This is a genomic window from Paraburkholderia sp. BL27I4N3 (genome assembly GCF_003386115.1).
Lineage (GTDB): Bacteria > Pseudomonadota > Gammaproteobacteria > Burkholderiales > Burkholderiaceae > Paraburkholderia.
Genome location: NZ_QREJ01000001.1, coordinates 5,267,292 through 5,288,857, shown reverse-complemented (window position 1 = coordinate 5,288,857; position 21,566 = coordinate 5,267,292). Strand labels below are relative to the sequence as shown.

Annotated in this window: 19 protein-coding genes; 15 read left to right on the top strand and 4 right to left on the bottom strand. The window is 60.7% G+C overall.

Annotated elements, in window-relative coordinates; genetic code table 11:
• The first annotated feature begins 42 nt into the window (after positions 1–42).
• Positions 43–387: a Rieske 2Fe-2S domain-containing protein gene (locus B0G71_RS24095; RefSeq protein WP_116144740.1), complete on the top strand. Its 345-nt coding sequence runs from the start codon at positions 43–45 to the stop codon at positions 385–387.
• A gap of 26 nt (positions 388–413) precedes the next feature.
• Positions 414–2,042: a 3-(methylthio)propionyl-CoA ligase gene (locus B0G71_RS24090; protein ID WP_116144738.1), complete on the top strand. Its 1,629-nt coding sequence runs from the start codon at positions 414–416 to the stop codon at positions 2,040–2,042.
• An 84-nt stretch (positions 2,043–2,126) separates the two neighbouring features.
• Here B0G71_RS24090 and ppk2 read toward each other — a convergent pair whose 3' ends face one another.
• Positions 2,127–2,942 (bottom strand): polyphosphate kinase 2, encoded by an 816-nt coding sequence (gene ppk2, locus B0G71_RS24085; protein ID WP_116144736.1) that lies wholly within the window; start codon positions 2,940–2,942, stop codon positions 2,127–2,129.
• 385 nt (positions 2,943–3,327) lie between these two features.
• Here ppk2 and B0G71_RS24080 point away from each other — a divergent pair, with 385 nt between their 5' ends.
• From B0G71_RS24080 to B0G71_RS24020, 13 genes are all read left to right on the top strand, one after another.
• Positions 3,328–4,008, top strand: coding sequence for a hypothetical protein (locus B0G71_RS24080; protein WP_116144734.1), 681 nt, complete (start codon positions 3,328–3,330; stop codon positions 4,006–4,008).
• A gap of 405 nt (positions 4,009–4,413) precedes the next feature.
• Positions 4,414–5,001, top strand: a complete 588-nt coding sequence (locus B0G71_RS24075) for a YSC84-related protein (RefSeq protein ID WP_116144732.1) — start codon at positions 4,414–4,416, stop codon at positions 4,999–5,001.
• A 694-nt stretch (positions 5,002–5,695) separates the two neighbouring features.
• Complete coding sequence (locus B0G71_RS24070; RefSeq protein ID WP_116148843.1) at positions 5,696–7,153, top strand: nitrogen regulation protein NR(II); 1,458 nt, start codon at positions 5,696–5,698, stop codon at positions 7,151–7,153.
• Positions 7,150–7,773: a response regulator transcription factor gene (locus B0G71_RS24065; protein ID WP_404935482.1), complete on the top strand. Its 624-nt coding sequence runs from the start codon at positions 7,150–7,152 to the stop codon at positions 7,771–7,773. Before B0G71_RS24070 ends, B0G71_RS24065 begins: the two co-directional genes overlap by 4 nt.
• 166 nt (positions 7,774–7,939) lie before the next feature.
• The gene (locus B0G71_RS24060) at positions 7,940–8,326 is read left to right on the top strand and encodes a response regulator transcription factor (protein WP_116121609.1); all 387 of its coding nucleotides are present in this window, start codon (positions 7,940–7,942) and stop codon (positions 8,324–8,326) included.
• Positions 8,327–8,367: 41 nt separating this feature from the next.
• Positions 8,368–8,892 (top strand): hypothetical protein, encoded by a 525-nt coding sequence (locus B0G71_RS24055; RefSeq protein WP_241974955.1) that lies wholly within the window; start codon positions 8,368–8,370, stop codon positions 8,890–8,892.
• 117 nt (positions 8,893–9,009) lie between these two features.
• The gene (locus B0G71_RS24050; RefSeq protein WP_241975050.1) at positions 9,010–10,227 is read left to right on the top strand and encodes an efflux RND transporter periplasmic adaptor subunit; all 1,218 of its coding nucleotides are present in this window, start codon (positions 9,010–9,012) and stop codon (positions 10,225–10,227) included.
• A 13-nt stretch (positions 10,228–10,240) separates the two neighbouring features.
• The gene (locus B0G71_RS24045) at positions 10,241–13,459 is read left to right on the top strand and encodes an efflux RND transporter permease subunit (RefSeq protein ID WP_116144726.1); all 3,219 of its coding nucleotides are present in this window, start codon (positions 10,241–10,243) and stop codon (positions 13,457–13,459) included.
• A 1-nt stretch (position 13,460) separates the two neighbouring features.
• Positions 13,461–14,996: an efflux transporter outer membrane subunit gene (locus tag B0G71_RS24040; RefSeq protein WP_116144724.1), complete on the top strand. Its 1,536-nt coding sequence runs from the start codon at positions 13,461–13,463 to the stop codon at positions 14,994–14,996.
• A complete protein-coding gene (locus tag B0G71_RS24035; RefSeq protein WP_116144722.1) occupies positions 14,993–16,276 on the top strand; it encodes a paraquat-inducible protein A in 1,284 nt (427 codons plus the stop codon). The genes B0G71_RS24040 and B0G71_RS24035 overlap by 4 nt, the downstream gene beginning before the upstream one ends.
• A complete protein-coding gene (locus tag B0G71_RS24030) occupies positions 16,260–17,879 on the top strand; it encodes an intermembrane transport protein PqiB (protein WP_116144720.1) in 1,620 nt (539 codons plus the stop codon). The genes B0G71_RS24035 and B0G71_RS24030 overlap by 17 nt, the downstream gene beginning before the upstream one ends.
• Positions 17,876–18,463: a membrane integrity-associated transporter subunit PqiC gene (locus tag B0G71_RS24025; protein WP_116144718.1), complete on the top strand. Its 588-nt coding sequence runs from the start codon at positions 17,876–17,878 to the stop codon at positions 18,461–18,463. The genes B0G71_RS24030 and B0G71_RS24025 overlap by 4 nt, the downstream gene beginning before the upstream one ends.
• A 73-nt stretch (positions 18,464–18,536) precedes the next feature.
• A complete protein-coding gene (locus B0G71_RS24020; RefSeq protein ID WP_106277869.1) occupies positions 18,537–18,794 on the top strand; it encodes an RNA-binding protein in 258 nt (85 codons plus the stop codon).
• A 287-nt stretch (positions 18,795–19,081) separates the two neighbouring features.
• On the opposite strand, the gene ydiK is transcribed toward B0G71_RS24020, so the two are convergent.
• The 3 genes from ydiK to B0G71_RS24005 all read right to left on the bottom strand — a co-directional run bounded on the left by ydiK (position 19,082) and on the right by B0G71_RS24005 (position 21,390).
• Positions 19,082–20,230: an AI-2E family transporter YdiK gene (ydiK, locus tag B0G71_RS24015; RefSeq protein WP_116144716.1), complete on the bottom strand. Its 1,149-nt coding sequence runs from the start codon at positions 20,228–20,230 to the stop codon at positions 19,082–19,084.
• 52 nt (positions 20,231–20,282) lie between these two features.
• On the bottom strand, positions 20,283–20,867 hold the full coding sequence (locus tag B0G71_RS24010) for a hypothetical protein (protein WP_116123770.1): 585 nt from the start codon (positions 20,865–20,867) through the stop codon (positions 20,283–20,285).
• A gap of 97 nt (positions 20,868–20,964) precedes the next feature.
• On the bottom strand, positions 20,965–21,390 hold the full coding sequence (locus B0G71_RS24005) for a glycine zipper family protein (protein WP_106278373.1): 426 nt from the start codon (positions 21,388–21,390) through the stop codon (positions 20,965–20,967).
• Between the last annotated feature and the right edge of the window lie 176 nt (positions 21,391–21,566).

Sequence of the window (21,566 nt, the reverse complement as noted above, 5' to 3'; positions counted from 1 at the left end):
GGAAGCCATGTTGCGTCGGGCCCGTGATCGGGAGAACAGATAATGTCACGCCAGATACCGGTCGGATCAGCCGATGAACTCGCCCCAGGACAACGCAAGCTGGTCTTCGTTGACGGTCGCAGTGTCGTGCTCTTGAACGTCGACGGTGAACTCTGCGCGGTCGACAACGCCTGTCCGCACAACGGCGCATCGCTTGCAGGCGGGCAGATCGAAGGGCGCCTGCTTCGCTGCCCCGCCCACGGCCTTCGTTTTGACGTCGCGACCGGTTGCATGCCGGGCAAAGGCGGTTTGAGTCTTGTGACCTTTTCCATCCGGAACGTCGCCGGCACGCTCGAACTCACCGTCGGCGATACCACGGCAGATGCGTGTCACGCGCAATCAAGCTGAATCTTGGACAAATGAGGAAGATAGTCATGTATGGTTTGATGATGCAGCAACCGCTGCTGGTCGCATCGCTGCTCACCCACGCCGAACGGCATCACGCCGGGCAGGAAATCGTGTCGCGACGGGTCGAAGGCGACATTCACCGCTATCGCTATCTCGATCTTGCGCAACGCGCCAGAAAGCTGGCCAACGCCCTTGCCGGGCTCGGCATTGCTCAGGGCGAGCGCGTCGGTACGCTGGCATGGAACGGCTACCGCCACATGGAGCTGTACTTTGCGGTGTCGGGTTCCGGCGCCGTGCTCCACACGCTCAACCCCAGGCTGCACGTCGATCAGATCGCCTACATCATCGATCATGCCGACGATCGCGTCATTTTCTTCGACCTGACCTTCCTCCCGCTGATCGAGTCTGTCGCATCGCGTATCAAGAGCCCGAAGGTATTCGTCGCGATGACCGACCGCGCAAACATGCCGGCCAGACACGACCTGCCGGTCATGTTGCTGTGCTACGAAGATCTCATCGACGGTCACAACGACGACTTCGCCTGGCCGCTCCTCGACGAGAACCATGCTTCTTCCCTGTGCTACACGTCAGGGACCACCGGCAATCCGAAAGGGGTGCTCTACAGTCATCGTTCAACGCTTCTGCACACTTACGCAGCGGCGTTGCCCGATTCACTGAACTGTTCAGCGCGGGACGTGATCCTCCCGGTCGTCCCCATGTTTCATGTGAACGCGTGGGGTCTGCCTTATATCGCATGCATGGTCGGCGCCAAGCTCGTGTTCCCGGGTCCCGCTCTCGACGGAAAATCGCTCTATGAGCTGATCGAGGCCGAACAGGTCACGCTCTCCGCCGGTGTCCCGACTGTCTGGCAGGGACTGCTTCGTCATGCGGCCGAGCGTGGCACGACGTTTACTTCCATGCGCCGCACGATCGTGGGAGGCGCGCCGTGCCCGACGGCCATGACCGCGGAATTCCAGGAGCGCTACCAGGTCGACGTCCTGCATGCGTGGGGGATGACGGAACTGAGCCCGGTCGGCACGGTTTGCAGCTTCAAAGGGCACCACCTGTCGTTGCCGGCGCAGCAGCGCTACGCTATCCAGGCCAGGCAGGGCCGCGCCGTGTTCGGCATCGACATGCGGATCGTGGGCCCGGACGGCAAGGAGTTGTCGTGGGACGCTCAGGCATCGGGCGACCTGCAGGTGCGCGGGCCGTGGGTGACGTCCGGTTACTTCGGCGGCGAAGATGCGTCGCCGCTATGCGATGGGTGGTTTCCGACCGGTGACGTGGCGAAGATCGATCCCGACGGCTTCATGCAGATCACCGACCGCAGCAAGGACGTCATCAAATCCGGCGGGGAATGGATCAGCTCGATCGACATCGAGAACGTGGCCTGCCTGCACCCGGGAGTGGCGAGCGCCGTGTGCATCGCCGCGAGGCATCCGAAATGGGACGAGCGCCCGTTGCTGCTGATCGTGAAGACGCCGGAGAGCGCGCTTGGATCTGACGAGTTGCTCGAATTTTTTGACGGCCGGGTCGCGAAGTGGTGGAAGCCCGATGCCGTCGTGTTCGTAGAAGCTCTTCCTCTCGGTGCAACCGGCAAGGTGCTCAAGAACCAGTTGAGGGATCGGTTCCGAGACTACTACGTGACCGCTTGACGCGGCGCGCAACACGATGGACACCCGGATGTCCGTCGTCGAGTTCCAGCCTTTGCCATCGCCGAATCTCGTGAGGCTCCCGGCTCAGAAGCGCTCGGCTATGTACTTGAACGGATAGTCCGGATCTTTATAGCCATCGGGTTTTTGTCTCTTCGGCAGCGTAATTTTCTTGCGCGGCGTTTCCTGATAAGGAATTCTTCCGAGCACGTCGCTGATGATATTGAGGCGCACGCGCCGCTTGTCGTTCGAATTAGCTACATACCACGAAGCGATATCGGTGTCCGACGCCTCGAACATCGCGTCGCGTGCACGGGAGTAGTCATACCATCGGCTATAGGATTTCAGGTCCATTTCCGTCAGCTTCCAGACCTTGCGTCCGTCGTGGATGCGAGCTTCGAGGCGGCGCGTCTGTTCTTCGGGGCTGACCTCCAGCCAGTATTTAAGCAGGATCACCCCCGAATCGACGATCGCACGCTCGACAAGCGGCACCGCCTTGAAAAAGGTCGCGACGTCCTCGTCGGAACAGAAGCCCATCACTCGCTCGACTCCCGCGCGGTTGTACCAGCTGCGATCGAAGATCACGACTTCTCCCGCAGCCGGCAGATACGGCACGTAACGTTGCAAGTACATCTGGCTCTTCTCGCGTTCACTTGGCGCAGACAACGCAACCACGCGAAATACCCGAGGACTCACCCGTTCGGTAATCGCCTTGATCGTGCCGCCCTTACCGGCGCCGTCGCGTCCTTCGAACACGATGCAGATCTTGCTTCCCGTTTGCACGACCCATTCCTGAAGCTTGACCAGTTCAACGTGCAGATGAAACAACGCCTTCCGGTATTCCTTGTAAGAGAGAGCGTTGCCCTCCGCGGAAGGCACTTCTTTCCCCCGAGTCTTCGCCATTCCCGTATCTCCGCGCGGACGTGACCTGCATAATTTTCCCGTGATCCTTTAGCAAGGTAGGACGCCGGACACCGGACGGCCATACGACTTTGGTCCAATATCGTCGCTGAAACGTGCGCAGTATCTTGCTAGAGTCCGCCACTGGATCGTCGATCCCACGGTCGTCGCCATGCTATGTCCACGTGTTGATTCGAACAGCGCCATCGCCACGAACGAAGAGGCACTTGTCGTCGCCGCAACAGCATTGGGACTGCTGCCTCGATTGTGATCGGCGTGACGAAAACTCATCCTTCGGCGGCATTCGCCCGCCGCCGCGTGTCGACATGCCATGAGCGCGTTCGGCCGGGGGGACGATAAACACATGCCAACCGCGGCGAGAGACCTCATGTACGCTATCGGCCTGATGGATCAGGGAAACATCGACACCCGCGAGCCGGTTCTGGACACCGTCGATCGGGTATCCGAATTGTGTTTTGGCCTGTTTATGGCGCTAACGTTTGTCGGCGCCGTGTCGGCCGTCACAGCCGGCGAAGGTGCCGGGCGGAAAATGTTTTATACGGCGCTTGGCTGCAACCTCGCGTGGGGCCTCGCCGATGCGGTCATGTTTCTGGTCCGCACGCTGACGAATCGCGGCCGGCGGCTTAGGCTTGCGCTGACCGTGAGACATGAGCCGGATGCGGCGGCGGGAGTTCGCGCGCTTCGTGACGCATTGCCCAGGTGGGTCGCGCCGTTGATCGCCGATACGGAACTGGAACTCATCCGGGCGCGCATTGCCGCCATCCCGGATTTACCGCAACGGCCGCGCTTTTTGCGGGCTGACATGGTCGCAGCGGCGGCCATCTTTCTGATCGTAGTCTCCTCGACGTTCCCGGTCGCCTTGCCGTTCGTCGTGTTCAGCCACGTCCCGACTGCCTTGATCGTCTCGCGTGCATTGACGATCGTCATCCTGTTTGGCAGCGGAATAGCGCTGGGCCGTCATTCCGGGTTCGGTGAATGGAAAGCGGGATTGGCCATGGCAGCGCTCGGCGTACTGCTGACCATGGCAATCATCGCGTTGGGAGGATAAAGCAAACGCGGCTCTCCCGGACCGCGTACCGAGCCGGCTACAACCTCACGTGATCGGCTCCCTGCGCCACGACCGCCGATCAGGTCGCCCGGCGTAAGACCAAGGTCTGATTTTCCGATTGTCGCATCGTGACATTATGTAATCGGAGACGTCGCCACCGACGCACCCGTTCACCGAAGACGCGACAGTTTGCATGTTCGCGGGAGACTGCTCGTGTGTGCCATGAGGACAGGAGCGGCAGCCGCGTGAGGACTTCACGGGTCATTGTGCACCGCTGCGTTGCTCGCTGGATGAGCCAGTAAGGCGAGCCGGATTGCGGGCAACCATTGGATCGCGATTGGGCAGGGAACAAGCGGCCAGAAATCGAGCTGGCAGTCCGCACTGTAACCACAATGGAGGTCGATAATGAACAGACGGAATTTTATGCAAAAGATCGCGATTTCAGGCGCCGCCGCGAGTTTGACATTGACGGGGTGCACCGCGACATCCGGCAGCGGCAAGAGTCCTGAAACTGACGCGGCAAAGCGGCAAGAGATCAATGCAGCCGTGGACGGCACGTTGTCACGATTGGCCACGACAGTAAAAGGTTCGAGTGAACTGGTCTCGAAGGCTCAAGGGGTGCTGGTTTTCCCATCGGTGAAAAAGGCGGCCTTCATTGTCGGCGCCGAGCACGGCGAGGGCGCATTGCGAGTGGGTGGCGCGACAGTCGGCTACTACAACACGACCTCCGCTTCATTCGGACTCCAGGCGGGCGTCCAGTCGACCGCGGTCATATTTCTCTTCATGACGCAATCCGCGCTGGACGGTTTCCGCAATTCGGCGGGGTGGTCGGCTGGAGCCGACACAGGAGTCTCGGTCGCGAAAATGGGTGCCAACGGCGCGATAGATACAACATCAGCGACCTCGCAAGTGGTTGCGCTTGTCTTGACCAACGTCGGTCTGATGGCGGATCTGTCGCTCGCCGGAACGAAGGTGACCAAACTTGATTTGTAAGCGCGCGCTACGCGCTCGAGCACACAAAATTAATCAGCATGCTTAAGGAATGCCATATTGATTCGAACCTCTGCACAGCGGACGGCGCGGTACGATGCGATCAACGTTCGTGAGCTGGCCAAATAGGCACGTCTTTACTATCATTCGGCGCGCGCAATGATTCGCTATTGATGGCGTGGTGATGGCAATTTCACCAGGAGACTCATAATCTGATTCACGCAATGCACACAGATCTTTCCGGATAAAAAGCTTGTTGTACGTCCGCTGGTGGCAATAGGACGGCGCACGGGATATATCTAAATAGTCCTTTAGACGTTCCGGCCCGTTGCCGCCTGGATATTGTCCGCCGGTCGCTATATGACGCGAATTCACGGTGCCAGTTAAGGGCATACTTGCATGTATGCAGGCCTGTACTGGATCCACACGAGGAGATGCACCGCTACATTGTATTTAGCAAGGCTTTTCAACGTTCAGATAAGTGCTAGTGAGTGTCCATACAGTACGCATCGGCCAGGGATTGGAAAATCTCAAAAAAGTCTTTCATGAACCTTCACATCCTTGCCTGAGGCTCTATACTGTCTTCAAGTTACCGATGTTTCAGGTTCAACGCTAAGAATCAGTATAGTTGACCGAATCCGCACGTGGCGAGACGGCGACTTTGGACATGCACTCAACATTGGTGACGGAGAGACCAGTGATCAATCTGATCGTGCGTGGCAAAGACCTGGTGCAAGGCATGGTCGGTATCGCCATGGCCTGCTGCTACGCGGCCCGACTGCGCTCGCCTAGAGATGTCCACCGCCAGTCGCGTGCCTCACCCATCAGCGCCCGTTCGCCTCGGGAACGAGCATATTGGCGGCTGAGAACACCAGGCGCGAAATCATTGGCGTTTTTCGACGACGTTGCGGATCAGCCCGAAAAATGGATTGCTGCCAATGAGCGCGAGCTTGCCAATGCAAAGCCGGGACGGCACGCACATGCAGGCGCAAGCGCGACCGGTCTGCAAGCAGAACGCTGCGGCAGGCGCGGGATTCTGGACGAAAGAATTCATTTGCGGGACGCGCTTGAAATGTTGCCGGTCGCGATGCTTACGCTCGATCGGAAAAATCAGATAGTCTTTGCGAACGCCAGAGCGATAGAACTGTTCGGCTACACCAGCGAAGAATTGACCGGCGCACCGATCGAGATGCTGTTTCCGGTCCATGCCTGGCAGGGTTGCGATTCCATGGCCGAAGACCGCGGCGCCCGTCACAGGAGCGCCGATCGGGCAACGACACAGGTGCTGGTCGCGCGCCGGCGCGACGGTGAAGGCTTTCACGTGGAAGCCGATACCAGCAGATACAGCGCGTCTGATCAGGGTTTGCAGATCATTGCCATAGCAGGGCTCGTGGCCTGCCGCGAAGTCGATCAAAACCGCAAGGAGATGGCTCATCTGGTGCGGGTTTCATCTTTGGGAGAACTAGCGAGTTCTCTCGCACACGAGCTGAATCAGCCGCTTACCGCTATCTTGAGCAACGCGCAAGCGGCGCAGAAATTGATTGAGTCGGAGAAGGTCAATACGGCAGAACTCCGTGAGACATTGGGCGATATCATTCTGGATAACCGGCGCGCGAGTGAAGTTATCCAGAAGATCCGGACGATGGTACGAAAAGGTGACCTTGAGCTGCAGCCGGTAGATATCGGCGATGTGGTCCGGGACATCGCCCTGCTCGTACATAGCGACGCAGTAGCGCGGGAAGTTCGCACGGAATTCGACATCGCCGACAATCTGCAGACGTTGTTCGGCGATAGGGTTCAACTGCAGCAGGTGTTGCTCAATCTGCTGCTGAACGCCTTCGACGCGGTGAAGGATTGCGATCCGGCTGAACGCGTCATCGAAACAACGGTGCGAGAAGGGGCCGGGGGAGGAGTACGCATTACGGTGAAGGATCGAGGTCAAGGGTTGACCGTCGACAAGATGAATAAAATATTCAGGCCATTCTTTTCGACGAAGCCTCAGGGACTCGGTCTTGGTCTTTCCATCAGCCGCACGATCGTCACAGCGCACGGAGGCTGGTTATGGGCGGAGAACAACGAGTGCAAGGGAGCGTCGTTTCACATAATGCTGCCTCAGAAAGCGGCTGTACGAATGGATCCCCGCGGGTCGTCATAAATCCGGACACCGCGCGTGTTTTCATCGTGGACGACGACGAGCAGGTGCGATGCGCGCTCTCCCGACTGCTTCGCGTATCCGGTTATCTGGTTGAAACTTTCGACAGCCCCGAAGCTTTTCTGGATAGAGCCGACCTCGCCAGCGTACCTGCATGCCTCATTCTCGATTTGCAGATGCCGGGCAAGTCGGGGCTTGACGTGCAGCGCAGTCTCAATCAGCTCTTGCCAATCGTTTTTCTGACCGGGCACGGCGATGTCGGGTCGAGCGTTGAAGCAATGAAGGGTGGTGCGCTCGATTTTCTGCCCAAGCCGGTATGTCAGTCTCTCCTGCTTGCCGCGGTGGACCGCGCGCTAAAGGTCGCTTGCATGGAGTGGGCGAAGAGGAGCGAAAAGGCTGAGCTGCAGGAACGGGTCGATTGTCTCACGCACCGCGAGCGTGAAGTCATGGCGCTCTTATTGACAGGGCGTCTGAACAAACAGGTCGCCAGCGATCTTGGCGCGGCTGAAAAGACCATCAAGATTCATCGCGCCCGGGTGATGAAGAAGATGAAGGCGCGATCGATTGCCCAACTGGTTCGGCTCGCGGAAAAGGTCGGCATGGACGCAGCCGACGACCTATAAGTTTGCATTGCCCCGATCGGGATTGCGCGGGAAGGGAGGCCGGCGCAATTCCATCCTGTTGACGCCGCTAGTGGACCAAGGTCCTATATCTCGCTTTAAAATCTCACGTTACGCTGGAACTCCGAACGGGTTTTCTCGTGGAGCGACCGCGCTTTCGCATATCAAAATGGTCAACCCCAATCAGATCGTTGCCATAGTCGACGATGATGAATCGGTATGCCGAGCCATCAAGCGGCTGCTGCGCGCCTCAGGTATTGAGGCGGAGACGTTCTCCAGCGGCGACGAGTTCTTGAATACGCTCTCGGCGATTCCGTCGTACCGGCCTGCGTGCGTTATTCTCGACATCCAGATGCCTGGCACAGGCGGACTGGAAGTTCAGCGTCAACTTGCGCCGATGGGCCTGCCGGTCATCATGATCACCGCGCACGATGAGTTCTCCGTCAGACAGACCGCGCTCGCGTCAGGCGCTGCCGCATATCTGCGAAAACCGTTCAATGCGGCCATCCTGATCAAGGCTGTGGAAATGGCGATGAATGGTCCGCTGCGCCCTTGAAGTATCTGTGCCCGGCCGGGCGATATGAGACCAAGGTCTGATTGCCTCTCTGTATTTCAGCTACCAAACTGACCTACATCAGCGCGCGGCTCAAATCGCCAGCCGTCGTCGTGCGCGGGTTACTGCGCGCGCAGCGCTCAAAGAAAAAGCCGGAGTACGTGATGAAACCAGGGCCCACCTTACTCGCTTCTGCAATTGCGATTCTGTTCAGCGCCATTGCATTCGACACGTCGGCCGCCGACTTCGATGGCAGCAAACGACTCATCTGCGCGACGATCGACGCGCATTCATGCGATCCCGGACTAACCTGCAGCCGTTCTTTACCGGCGGATATCGGAGCGCCCCGGTTTCTCTCGCTTGACTTCGACAAGAAGGTGATCATCGGACCCGCGCGAACGACGCCCATGCGTATCGCCAGCAAAGATGCCAATCAAATCATCATGGACGGGACAGAGATGGGATTTGGGTGGACCTTGGTGCTCGATTCGACCGACGGATCAATGACATTGACGATCGTCAATAGCGACGAAGCGCTGGTGCTCTTCGGCAACTGTACGGTCTTGTGATCAGGCGGGCGCGCAATGAAAACTGTCGCCATCCATCATTCCACGCGGGGGCCGCATTGTCTCAGTGCTGCGGACACACCGGTTGTGTTTCGTCGTTCGTGGCGCGCGCTGCTGCTGATGGCAGCGGCGGTGACCTTGCTCGCTGCCTGCAAAAAGCAACCTGCCGCGCCTGCCGCTGCCGCGCCGGAGGTGACCATTACGACCGTCGTACAGAAGGACACGCCTGTCGATTTCGAATTTACCGCTCAGACCCAGAGTTCTCGCGAGGTCGAGATTCGTGCTCGCGTGGACGGTTTTCTCGACAAACGCCTGTACGTTGAGGGGCAACTCGTCAAGGCCGGGCAGACGATGTTCCAGATGGACCGCAAGCCGTTCGAGGCCGCGCTGCAAACCGCGAAAGGACAACTCGCGCAGCAGCAGGCGCGTTATCAGGTTGCCAAGGCGAATCTGGCGCGGGTCGAGCCGCTCGCTGCTCAAAACGCGTTGAGCAAGAAAGATCTCGACGACGCGATAGGCAACGAAAAGCAGTCCGCCGCCGCAGTGATCGCGGCAAAGGGGGAAGTCGATACGGCACAGCTCAATCTCGGCTATACGACGATCAAGTCCCCCCTCGCGGGTCTGTCGAGCTTTGCGCGTCAGCAGGACGGCAGCTATGTCACGGCGACTTCCAACGGCTTGCTGACCTACGTTTATCAACTGGACCCGATGTGGGTGAACTTCAGCATCTCCGAAAACGAGATGTTGAAGTACCGGGACCAGATTGCAGCAGGTCTTCTGAAATTCCCGGAGCACAGCGATTTTGTCGTCAAGCTGATCCTGGCCGACGGATCGGTGTTCTCGCAGGTGGGCCGTATCGACTTTGCGAATCCTGCTTTCAGCACCGAAACGGGGACTTTTCTGGTGCGGGCGGTGTTCGATAATCCGAAGGGAGCATTGCGGCCCGGTCAATTCGTGAAAGCACGCGTTTCCGGGGCCATCAGGCCCAACTCGATTCTCGTGCCGCAGAGGTCCGTATTGCAAGGCTCGAAGAGTCACTTTGTCTGGGTCGTCGACGACCAGTCGAAAGCGCACCAGCGGGTCGTCGAAGTGGGCGATTGGCAAGGCGACGACTGGTTCGTCTCGGAGGGACTCAAGCCGGGCGAGCGCATCGTGGTGGATGGCGCACTGCGTGTCGCAGCGGGAGCGCAACTCAAGATCGTTAAAGGCCCATCCGCCGAGAAGAACGCAGCGCCGCCCGCACCTGCCGGGTCTGAAAGTGCGGCGCAGGCGCCTGCACCTTCCACGCAGGCCAAGGAGTCTGAGGCGCAAGGAACCGGCAGCGGTGCGACCCAATGAAAGGCCGACCGATATGAGCATCTCGCACTACTGCATCGATCGGCCGATTTTCGCGTCGGTCATTTCGATTGTCATTACGCTAGGTGGCGCGTTGGCGATGTTCGCCCTGCCGGTCGCGCAGTATCCCGACATCACTCCGCCGCAGATCACCATTTCCGCCACGTATCCGGGCGCGAACGCGGAGGTTGTGGCGAACAATGTCGCCGCGCCGATCGAGCAGCAGGTCAATGGCGCGGACAACATGATCTATATGAACTCGTCGAGTTCGTCCACTGGCAACCTGACGATCAATGCGTACTTCCAGATCGGCACGAACCCGGAACTGGCTCAAGTCGACGTTCAGAATCGCGTGAATCTCGCCTTGCCGCAACTGCCCCAATCGGTCCAGGCGCAGGGCATTCAGGTGCAGAAGAAGTCGTCCGCCTTCATGATGGTGATTGCAATTTATTCACCTTCCGACCGCTACGACTCGGTCTACATCGCGAATTTCGCCAACGTCTACGTGCTCGACGCGATCAAGCGGGTGCCGGGCGCGAATCAGTCCAGTATCTTCGGCAATCCGGATTACGCGATGCGTATCTGGCTGAAGCCCGATCGGATGGCGCAATTGGGCGTGACAGCCGCGGACGTTCAGCGCGTAGTGGCGAACCAGAATCAGCAGTTCGCCGTGGGCAGTATCGGGCAGTCGCCTACGGGTAAATCGGTTGAGCAGTCGTTTGCCGTGACAACGACTGGCCGTCTGACCGAGCCGTCCGAGTTCGAAAATATCATCGTGCGCGCAGCGAATGGCGGGGCGGCAATCGTGCGCATCAAGGACATCGGGCGTGCCGAACTGGGGCAAAAAGATTACTCCATCCGCAGCCGGTTCCAGGGCAAGCCCGCGACCGTCCTCGCTGTTTATCAGCAGCCGGGTGCGAATGCACTCGAAGTCTCGAAGAGCGTTCGCGCGACGCTGGCGGAACTGAAAAAATCGTTTCCGGAAGGCATGACTTATGAAATCGCGATGGATACGACCGAGTTCACCCGGTCCTCCATCTCCGACGTCATTCACACCTTCTTTGAAGCGCTGGTGCTCGTCGTTATCGTCGTTTTCGTGTTTCTGCAGAGCCTTCGCGCGACGCTGATTCCGATCGTGGCGGTCCCGGTCTCGATTGTCGGCACATGCATGTTCATGCTTCCGCTGGGGTTCTCGATCAACATGCTGACCCTGTTCGGGATGGTGCTCGCCATCGGGATCGTGGTCGACGACGCAATCGTCGTGATCGAGAACGTCGAACGAAACATCACGGTGCTCAAGCTCAATCCCAAAGATGCCTCCAAAAAGGCCATGGACGAGGTGGCGGGACCGGTCGTCGCGATCGTGCTGGTGCTGTGCGCGGTGTTCGTACCGGTGGCGTTTCTCGGCGGCATCACAGGCCAGATGTACAAGCAGTTCGCCATTACGATTGCGATATCGGTCGTGCTGTCCGGCATCGTCGCGCTGACTTTGTCGCCGGCGCTCGCCGCGTTGCTGCTGAAGAGTTCCCACCACGAGAAGAAGGGCTTCTTCCGCTGGTTCGATAAACAGTTCGCGCGCATGACATCGGGCTATTCGCGAGCGGTCAGGCTGGTAATCAAGCGATCGATTTTCGCGCTGGTGTTTTTCGTAGCCATGATCGTACTCGCCGTGCTCATGGTGCGGTCGATTCCCTCCGCGTTCCTGCCACCGGAGGACCAGGGCTATCTGCTCGGCGCAGTGGTTATGCCCGACGCGGCGAGCCTCGACCGTACCGGAGAAGTGTCCCAACAGGTCACCGACTACTTCATCAAACAGCCGGCAGTCGGCAGCATCACAGTGGTCGACGGATATAGCCTGCTTGATAACCAGAACAAAAACAACGCAAGTACTTTCTTTGTCGGTTTCAAGAGCTTCGATGAACGCTATTCTTCGGACAACATCCGCACGCAGAACGCGCGAACCGTCTTGCAAGATGCGTACCGCCATTTCGCCAACGTGAAAGAGGGCGTGGTGATTCCCGTCAACCCACCATCGATTCCTGGTCTCGGCACGACCGGCGGCACGGAAGTGTGGATTCAGAGCAAGGGCGACGCGAGCATCGCGCAACTCGCGGAGGTTGCGCAAGACTTCGTTCAGAGGGCCAAGCAGCGTCCGGAACTCGCGGGTGTGACTTCGACGTTCAATGCCTCGTCGCGGCAACTGCTGGTGCAGGTGGACCGCGACAAGTCCGAGACGCTCGGCGTGCCCGTCGAAGACGCGTACAGCTCGATGCAGACGATGTTCGGCTCGCTCTACGTCTCGCAGTTCAACCGCTCGAGCCGGCTCTGGCAAGTGATTTTGCAGGCTGAGCCGTCGTACCGGTTAAAGCCGAGCGACCTCGATCAGATTTTCGTGCGCAGCAAGACTGGCTCGATGCTGCCGATGACGTCGGTGGCCACTTACCAATTTGTCGTGGGTCCCGATCTGGTCACGCGCTTCAACAATTTTCCCGCGATCAAAATCACGGCGAACGCCGCTCCCGGATTCAGCTCCGGCCAGGTCATCTCCACCCTGGAGGAACTGGCGACGCAAATGCCGGCCGGCTATGACGTCGCCTGGAGCGGAGAGGCTTACGAGGAACGGCAATCGGGCGGCACGTCGGGGCTCGTCTTCGTGTTCGGCCTGGTGATGGTGTTCCTCATCCTCGCCGCGCAGTACGAGAAGTGGAGCTTGCCGTTCGGCGTGCTGATGGCGGTCCCGTTCGCGCTGTTTGGCGCACTGCTCGCCATTCTGCTGCGCGGCCTGAGTAACGACGTCTACTTCCAGATCGGCTTGACGATGCTGGTTGCGCTCGCGGCCAAGAACGCGATCCTGATCTTCGAATTCGCCGTGCTGAATCGCGAGACCGGCGCGTCGGTGTTCGACGCCACCATGACGGCGGCCGAAGAGCGCTTGCGTCCGATCGTGATGACGTCGCTGGCCTTCATTCTTGGCTGTGTGCCGCTTGCCATTGCGACGGGCGCGTCGGCCAACAGCCGCCATTCGATCGGCACGGGGGTGATTGGCGGCATGATCGGCGCGACGGCCATCGCCGTATTCTTCATTCCGATGTTCTATTACCTGCTTGAGTCGATGTCCTCGCGCTCCAGCGGCGGCAAGCAGAAGTCCGACCCCGGCGCAGCCGGAACGACGCGGGAGTCGGGCGCCGCAGAGCCCGGCCTGCCGCCGCCCGCGCCGTCGCAAGAGAGCCCTTGACATGAACGTGACCGCTTTGGCGCGCCTGCTCGCTTCGGCCACGCTGCTTGCGCTGGGCGGGTGCCTGCTCGGCCCCAATTACGTGCGGCCCACGGTGGACGTGCCGGCAACGTATCGCTTTGCGCAGGGCGAGGCCGCCGAGATTGCCAACACGACGTGGTGGGAGCAGTTTCAGGACCCGGTGCTCGACCAGTTGATCGCAACCGCGTTGCTGGAGAACCGCGATGTCAAGATCGCGGCCGCGCGGGTCGACGAGTTTCAGGCGCAGTTCGTGACGACGCGCTCCGCGCTGTTTCCCCAGGTGGTCGCGGGTGCGGATGCATCTCGCCAACGCGCGTCTCAGGCGAGCGGAATACCGATACCGAACGGCGTCAGCCCGATCTACAACCAGTTCGACGCGACCGTGTCGGTGGCATGGGAAATCGATCTTTTCGGCAAGGTTCGCCGCCAGACCGAGGCTGCCCGCGCCAACCTTTTGGCCAGCGAGGAAGGCCGGCGGGCCACCATCCTGACGCTGGTCAGCTCCGTTTCATCCGCCTACATTAACTTGCGCAGTCTTGATCGGCAGCTTGAGATCGCGAAGTCGACCGTGGAAAGCCGCGACGAATCGGTCCGGGTTTTCACGTTGCGCTTCAGGGGCGGCGAGGTGTCGCAAATGGAGCTGGCGCAAAGCCAGTCGGAATACGAGGCAGCAAAGGCCACCATCCCGCAGCTCGAAGCGCAGATCGGCCAGCAGGAAAATGCGTTGTCCGTGCTGATCGGCAAAAATCCGGGCGCCATTCTGCGCGGCCGCGAACTGTCGACGTTGGGCTCGCCGCAGATTCCGAACGAGCTGCCATCGGACTTGCTGGAACGCCGTCCGGATCTGCTGCAGGCCGAGCAGGCGCTGGTGTCGGAAAACGCGCTGATCGGCGCGGCCAAGGCGCTTTACTTTCCGTCCATCTCGCTGACCGGGCTGTTTGGTACGGTCAGCACGCAGTTTTCAAACCTTTTCACCGGCCCGGCGCGTGTATGGTCTTTTGCCGGCAGCGTGACGCAGCCTATCTTCACGGCGGGCAATATCTCCGGGCAGGTGCGGCAGGCCGAGGCGCGTCAGCAGGAAGCGCTGTTCGCTTATGAGAAAGCGATCCAGGTGGCATTCCAGGAGGTCGAAGACGCGCTCATCTCCGTGCAGAAGACGCGCGAGCAGCTGGCCGTGCTGGCCAACCAGGTCGAGGCGCTGCACACCTACGCGCGGCTCGCGCGTCTGCGTTACGAAGGCGGTTACACGAGCTACATCGAAGTGCTCGACGCCGAGCGCAGCCTCTTCAACGCACAACTGAGCTATACGCAGACGCAGGGAGCCGAGCTGACCTCATTCGTCAACCTCTACAAAGCGATGGGCGGCGGCTGGGTTCTCGCCGCTGAGAAACTGTCCGTTCCGCCGGCCGCACCGCCCGCACCGGGCACGCCGTCGCCGGACACCACACCCGCCGCGCCCGTCGCGCGTGGCACGGCGCCGACAAGCGACCCAGCGGTCGCGCTGGAGGCGAGATGACACGCGGGGAAATCATTGCTTGCGAGGAGTGCGACATGCTCCAGCTTGCAGCGCCTCTGCCGCCCGGCGGCTCGTGGCGTTGCCGTCGTTGTCGCGCGGAGCTCGGCAGGGAACGTACGAACGGGCCCGAACGTGCTCTCGCCTTTACCCTCGCGTCCGCCGTGCTGCTCGTCATCTCCAACGCCTTTCCTATCGTAGGTTTGTCGGTCAATGGCCATCTCGTCCAAACGACACTGGCCGGGTCGGTCCGCATGCTCTACATGCATGGCACCTGGCCGCTCGCGGCGCTGGTCTTCCTGACGACGATTCTGACACCGGTGCTGCAGACCCTGGCCATGCTGTGGCTGCTCGTGCCGCTGCGTCTGGGACGTGTGCCGTGGCACGCGGTCGAGGGCTTCCGGCTGTTTCAACTGGCGCGGCCGTGGGGCATGACCGAGGTTCTGATCCTCGGTCTGCTGGTCGCGCTCGTCAAGCTGACGCATATCGCGAAGGTCGTGCCAGGCACGGCGTTGTGGTCGTTCATGGTGCTGATGTTGTTGCTCGCCGCGGCGTCGGCGACGTTCGATCCGCGCGAGATATGGTCGCGCATCTGCGCCCTCAAAAATGCCGACGGCGCGTGGCGGCTGCCTCCCGTGGAGCGGCACCGCACTGCGGTGACGGCCTCCGCATGCGGGCTCGTGCTGTGCGAAGAGTGCGGGCTACTGGTACGCGATCCGGCGCGATCGGGCGAGCAGGGCTGCCCGCGTTGCAGAGCGCGCTTGCATACGCGCAAGCCAGCGAGCATCTCGCGGACGTGGGCGTATCTGTCGGCGGCAATCGTGCTGTATATCCCCGCCAATGTGCTGCCCGTGATGAAAACGAGTTCGCTCTTCGGGGCGCAGAAAGACACGATCATGAGCGGCGTGGTCTATCTGTGGGTATCCGGTTCATGGCCGCTTGCCGTTCTCGTGTTCATCGCAAGCATCGTGGTGCCGATGCTCAAGATCCTTGGCCTTGCGTATCTGGCGGTCTCCACCCAGCTTCACTCGCAATGGCTTCCCGGACAGCGCACCAGAATCTACCGCGCCATCGAACTGGTTGGGCGCTGGTCGATGCTCGATATCTATGTCATCACGATGCTCGTCGCGTTGGTGCAATTCCAGGCGCTGGCGACGATCGAGGCCGGTCCGGCATCGATAGCGTTCGGGGCGGTGGTCGTGTTGACACTGCTGGCGGCGATGGCTTTCGATCCGCGCCTCATCTGGGATGCAGCGGAGAGCGCTCATGTCAAGACCAAATGACGAGCCGGATCGTCCCGAACTCCCCCTGGCGGATTCCATTCCACGCTCGCGCTGGCGTATGCAACTGGTGTGGCTCGTGCCGATCGTGGCGGTGCTGATCGGCGGATGGCTGGCTACGAAAGCGATCCTGGAACGCGGCGAGAATATCACCATCAGTTTCAAGACCGGCGAGGGCCTTGAAGCCGGAAAGACAAAGGTCAAGTTCAAGGACGTCGATATCGGCGTGGTCGAGGCCGTCAATCTCTCGCCGGATCATAAGAGCGTCGTGGCGAAGGCGGAGGTGGCTCGCGACGTGGCGAGTCTGCTGGTCGAGAACACCCGGTTCTGGGTCGTGCGCCCGCGCATTTCAGGCGGCACGGTCTCGGGGCTCGGCACGCTGCTCTCCGGGTCGTACATCGACGTCGATGTGGGCAATGCCGCGAAAGCGCGGCGTGATTTCGTCGGGCTCGAAGAGCCCCCTGTGTTTGCGAGCGACGTGCCAGGGCGGGAGTTCATTTTGAAGGGTGCGGGTCTCGGCTCGCTGGACGTAGGCACGCCCATCTTTTTCCGCAGACTCCGGGTCGGCCAGATTGCTTCTTACAAACTGGACCCGGACGGCAAAGGCGTCACGGTGAAGGCGTTTGTCAATGCGCCTTACGACCAGTTCGTGAAGACCGATACGCGCTTCTGGCACGCAAGCGGGGTAGACATGGCGTTCGATACGAACGGTCTGCGGGTCGAAACCCAGTCGATCGTTTCCATCATCATCGGCGGCGTGGCGTTCGAGTCACCGCCGGAGTCGCAGGAAGTGACCAGCGCCGCCGCCAACACGGGATTCGAACTTTACGCAACGCGCGCCGACGCGATGAAACAGCACGATCGGATCGTCGATAAATACGTCGTCAATTTCATCGATTCGGTGCGCGGCCTGACGGTTGGCGCGCCGGTCGATTTTCGCGGTGTAGTGATCGGCGAGGTGACGGCGATCTATACACGCTTCGAGCCGGCACAAAACCGTTTCAGCATTCCCGTCGAGGTAGCGATCTATCCCGAGCGCTTTACGTCACGCTATCAGAACGGGCGTGACGGAGGGCGTCTAAGCGACAACCCACGTGGACTAGCCGACTATCTGATTGAACATGGATTCCGCTTCCAGCTCAAGAGCGGCAATCCGTTGACGGGTCAGCTTTACGTCGCGTTGGACTATTACCCGGATGCGCCCAAGGCGAAGATTGACTGGAGCAAGTCGCCGCCGGAATTGCCTGCCATACCGCGCACGCTTCAGTCGCTGCAAGACTCGGTTACACGCTTGCTGACCAAGCTCAACAATATTCCGTTCGAGGCGATCGGCAACGATGCGCGTACGACGCTACGCACGACCAACTCGATGATCTCCCAGCTCAATAACGAGGTCGTCCCGAAGGCGCGTGACACGTTCACGTCGGCGCAAACCGCGCTCGATTCCGCGAATACCGCGCTGCAACCGGATTCGTCGCTGCAGCAATCCACGGAACAGGCGATGCACGAAATGACCCGGACGGCAGCCACGCTGCGTACGCTGGCCGACTATCTGTCCCGGCATCCGGAAGCGCTCGTGCGCGGCAAGTCTGAGGACAAGCCATGAGGTACGCCACGACATGTCTGATTCTCGCGCTTGTCGCCGGCTGGTTCGGCGGATGTAAATCGCCATCGGCCAGTTTTTACACGCTGAGCCCCGACCGCTCTCTCGCCAACTCCGGCACAACGCGCTCGATCGCTGCCGTGATCGGGCCCGTTACGATACCGGACCTCGTGGATCGGCCGCAAATCGTGACCCGGGTCGGAGACAACGAGGTCGAGATCAACGAATTCGCCCGTTGGGCGCAACCGTTGAGCGGCGACATCGGCGGTGTGATTGCCGCCAACCTTGCCGTGCTGCTGAACTCACCGCAAATTTCGGTGTTCGATCTGACGCGCGAGCCGCCTGGTGTATGGCGTGTGCGTATCGACGTGATGCGCTTCGAGTCCACACCGGGGCGGGAGGTCACCGTCGACGTGCTATGGGCCGTGCGCCCGCCGGGTAATGGCCGTCCCGTCACGGGCCGCTCTGTTGCGCGCGAGGCGGTCTCCGGTCCGGGCTTCGATGCGCTCGTTGCCGCGCACGATCGCGCGCTGGCGTCGGTGAGCCGCGATATCGCGGCGGCGGTGCAGGGGAGTCCGGCTCAGTGACGCGGCGTGCGGATCGTGCATCGACATCGTGGTGCAACGCCGCGCGCACGGTAACGATCGAGGAGCAAATATCATGGCTGAACTGATGCTGGGCAACGTGGAAGAAAGCGTCTCCGATGAGGAAATCGGGGCGTTCCTTATCCGGTATGGCTTCCCTCAATTCAGTACGATCCGCCGTATCCCGGGCGCGGGCTCGCGGCCCGCAGCGCTGGTGATTTTCGACGACGTGACGGCGGACGGGTTGCGCATGTTGCAGCCGCGCGTCCACAACCTGTTCTGGAAGGGCCGCACGATCACCGCGTTGCTTCTTCCGGAGCGCGATGAATCGTAGAACGCCCGGAGCCGCGTATGGGTCTGCTGTCGTGGTGGTCGTCGAGACGCCGCGCGTTGGCGACAGGGGACGGGGGCCGGTCGCTGTTGGCGAGCGAGGCATCGTGCACCTTCACGGAGGGGGCGCGACTGCGGGCGCAGCTCGACGAGAACGATCGCGCTCTGGCCAATCTGGGCCTGAAAACAGAGGTGCTGGAGCGCGACTGCAGATGGTCTGCAAGGTACTCGCGTTGCCACTCGCGTTGCCTGATGCCCATGTTTGACGCAAGGCGGTCGGGTGGTCTCGCCTCAATCGGTCCGGTGGGGGACGAGGTGGCCCTGACCGTCCTGATTGTCTTGTGCTACCAGCTTATCCGGCTGGTCTATCCACGCGCGGAGCAGATGGTAAGTGACGGCAAGGATAACCGGGCCGATGAACAGGCCGACTGCTCCTATTGCGATCAGACCGCCTAGTACGCCTGAGAGGATGAGCACCATCGGCAGCGCAACCGCGCGACGGATGAGTATCGGCCGCAAAATGTTATCGAGCGCCGAGACGGCGATGGTCCAGACGAGCAGCACGCTGGCCGTCAACTGCGCGTCATGCATGAATAGCCAGATCACGCAACCAAGCATGGGCAGCAATGGACCCAATTGTATGAGGCACATGACAAGCATCAATGCGCTGAGCACACCGGCGAACGGAATGCCCGCGAGCCAGACCCCGACAGCGCCGAGCGAAGCCTGCACCAGCGCCGTGACCACGACGCCGAGTGCGATCGCGCGGATCGACTGACCTGTGAGGTGGATAATGTTCGCGCCGTTCCCGGGCGCCACTCGCAAAGCCAAGGCGGTCACGAGGGCGACGGCAGCCTCGCCCTGGCCATAGAGCAAGCCGCACACGATAAGCATCAGGATCAGATGCACGGCAAACGAGCCGACGAGACCCATCTGCAGCAGAAGCCATTTCGCGACGACGGCGGCGTAGGGTTCCACCTTCGCGAGGATGCCCCCCGGACCCGCGTCGGACAGTTTTTGCCACTCATCCGTTACACGATCCATTAGCGGGACACTGCTGAGCCAATGAGGGGGCGACGGAAGTGCGTAGCCAGGCAGGCCCTCCACGAAGTTCATGATGTCGGCCGTATGGCCGGCAAGCGTGGACACCGCGGCGTAGGTGGGGATGCATATCACCACGATTTCCAGCAACAGCATGACGGTGACGGCGAGTCCGCGCCGTCCTCCGAGCCACGGCTGGATTCTGAGCATGAGCGGCCATGTCGTGACGACAATCGTGGTGCCCCAGATCAACGCGGGCACGAACGGATGCACGATATAGAGGCTGCCGCCAATGAGCAGCAGAAGCGTCCCGACAGCCAGCACGATTCGGGCTAGATCTACTTGGGGCCGAATTACCTGGCGCTGCGGCTCGGGAGAGGATTGGGCCAAATCATCCATTGTCTGTTCGGCTCCGGTTCAACTGTGCAATCAACCCTGCGTGGCTACCTGGCTACCTGGCTTGAGGTTCGACGGAAATTGCCACGGCTTCGTTGTAGAGCACTTCCAGGCGGTCCCCCTTTTTGATCAGCTTGAGCTGGTCGGGATCCTGTACGACAAGGTCCACCGAATTGCCTTGCGGGCCTTTCAACGTGATCGCGCCGGTCTGGTGGTTGACGGCGGTCACGCTGGCCATGACCGTTATCTCCCTGCTTGCCGAGCCGCCGGGTTTGGCGCCCATCGGCGCTCGCTCCAAGGTCTGGCTCTCGTTGACGGCCAGGGGTGCGCCGCCCTTTTTGAGCGTGACGGTAACGGCCTGCGAATACTCCGCCGTGACGACGTCGCCGATCTTCAGCTGGTCGAAGTTGCGTGCTTCTTCACTCACGACGACTTGCACGACCTTGCCTTTGGCGTCCTTGAGCCACACCGTTCGGGTGGCCGGCTCGATACCCACCACAGTCGAGCTCGTCTTCACTGTGCCCTTCATGGATACTTTGCCGGGCGCGCTGTTGACCGCCACTTGTGGCTCTGTCTGGGCGGAAGCCATCGTAGCGAAAGACACGAACGCCGCTGCGACGATGAGTCTGCTGTTTCTCATGCTGCTCTCCTTGAACGCCTGCGCGCACGTCGACTTAGGCCCGAATGGCCGCCGGCCTTTCATGACAGGGCGGGTTACCCGGCTTACACGCTAAAGTTCATTTGATGGAGTAGCCGCGACCTTCCATACACGCGGCATAGGCGCGATTGAATGTGTCCATCGAACCCTGTGTCTGGGACTGTGTCGATGCCGCGGCCGCGCGCCGGTTCTGCCGCGCACGCGATCCACCGACCATCGTGCCGGTTGCGGCTCCGATCGCCGCCCCTTTGCCCGCATCACCCGCTATGGCTCCGATGACCGCGCCTCCGGCAGCCCCGCGTGCGGCGCCCTGAACGCGCTCGCCGCCGCCCACCGCCGGTCCGGAGGGCGGAGGCGGGGCGTTGGCCATCGCCGCCGGATCCACGCCGGTGTTGTTCTTGGCCCACGAATAACATGCACCGTCATCCTGCTGTTGCGTTTGCGCGCTTTGCCCTTTCGCGGGATAGGCAATGGGCTTCGATTGCGCCATACCATCGCATGACATCGAACCCGCTAAAGCGGCGAGAAGAATGTACTTTCTCAACGTGATCACGGCGACTCCTTGCGTAAGTCCACATCCAAGCGGACCGCCGGCTGCCTTTTTGGACGAGCGTGAAATCGAAGCTGGCGTGGGTGTTGGATCCTGTCAGTATCGAGCGCTCGGCGAGGTGTCGGCAGCAA

Excerpts from the sequence above, each read along its gene's own strand:
- B0G71_RS24005 (WP_106278373.1), bottom strand. The coding sequence starts at position 21,390 with ATGTCATGCGATGGTATGGCGCAATCGAAGCCCATTGCCTATCCCGCG.
- B0G71_RS24025 (WP_116144718.1), top strand. The coding sequence starts at position 17,876 with ATGAGGTACGCCACGACATGTCTGATTCTCGCGCTTGTCGCCGGCTGG.
- B0G71_RS24060 (WP_116121609.1), top strand. The coding sequence starts at position 7,940 with ATGGTCAACCCCAATCAGATCGTTGCCATAGTCGACGATGATGAATCG.
- B0G71_RS24075 (WP_116144732.1), top strand. The coding sequence starts at position 4,414 with ATGAACAGACGGAATTTTATGCAAAAGATCGCGATTTCAGGCGCCGCC.
- B0G71_RS24040 (WP_116144724.1), top strand. The coding sequence starts at position 13,461 with ATGAACGTGACCGCTTTGGCGCGCCTGCTCGCTTCGGCCACGCTGCTT.
- B0G71_RS24090 (WP_116144738.1), top strand. The coding sequence starts at position 414 with ATGTATGGTTTGATGATGCAGCAACCGCTGCTGGTCGCATCGCTGCTC.
- ydiK (WP_116144716.1), bottom strand. The coding sequence starts at position 20,230 with ATGGATGATTTGGCCCAATCCTCTCCCGAGCCGCAGCGCCAGGTAATT.
- B0G71_RS24045 (WP_116144726.1), top strand. The coding sequence starts at position 10,241 with ATGAGCATCTCGCACTACTGCATCGATCGGCCGATTTTCGCGTCGGTC.
- B0G71_RS24030 (WP_116144720.1), top strand. The coding sequence starts at position 16,260 with ATGTCAAGACCAAATGACGAGCCGGATCGTCCCGAACTCCCCCTGGCG.
- B0G71_RS24095 (WP_116144740.1), top strand. The coding sequence starts at position 43 with ATGTCACGCCAGATACCGGTCGGATCAGCCGATGAACTCGCCCCAGGA.
- B0G71_RS24050 (WP_241975050.1), top strand. The coding sequence starts at position 9,010 with ATGGCAGCGGCGGTGACCTTGCTCGCTGCCTGCAAAAAGCAACCTGCC.
- ppk2 (WP_116144736.1), bottom strand. The coding sequence starts at position 2,942 with ATGGCGAAGACTCGGGGGAAAGAAGTGCCTTCCGCGGAGGGCAACGCT.
- B0G71_RS24080 (WP_116144734.1), top strand. The coding sequence starts at position 3,328 with ATGTACGCTATCGGCCTGATGGATCAGGGAAACATCGACACCCGCGAG.
- B0G71_RS24020 (WP_106277869.1), top strand. The coding sequence starts at position 18,537 with ATGGCTGAACTGATGCTGGGCAACGTGGAAGAAAGCGTCTCCGATGAG.
- B0G71_RS24035 (WP_116144722.1), top strand. The coding sequence starts at position 14,993 with ATGACACGCGGGGAAATCATTGCTTGCGAGGAGTGCGACATGCTCCAG.
- B0G71_RS24010 (WP_116123770.1), bottom strand. The coding sequence starts at position 20,867 with ATGAGAAACAGCAGACTCATCGTCGCAGCGGCGTTCGTGTCTTTCGCT.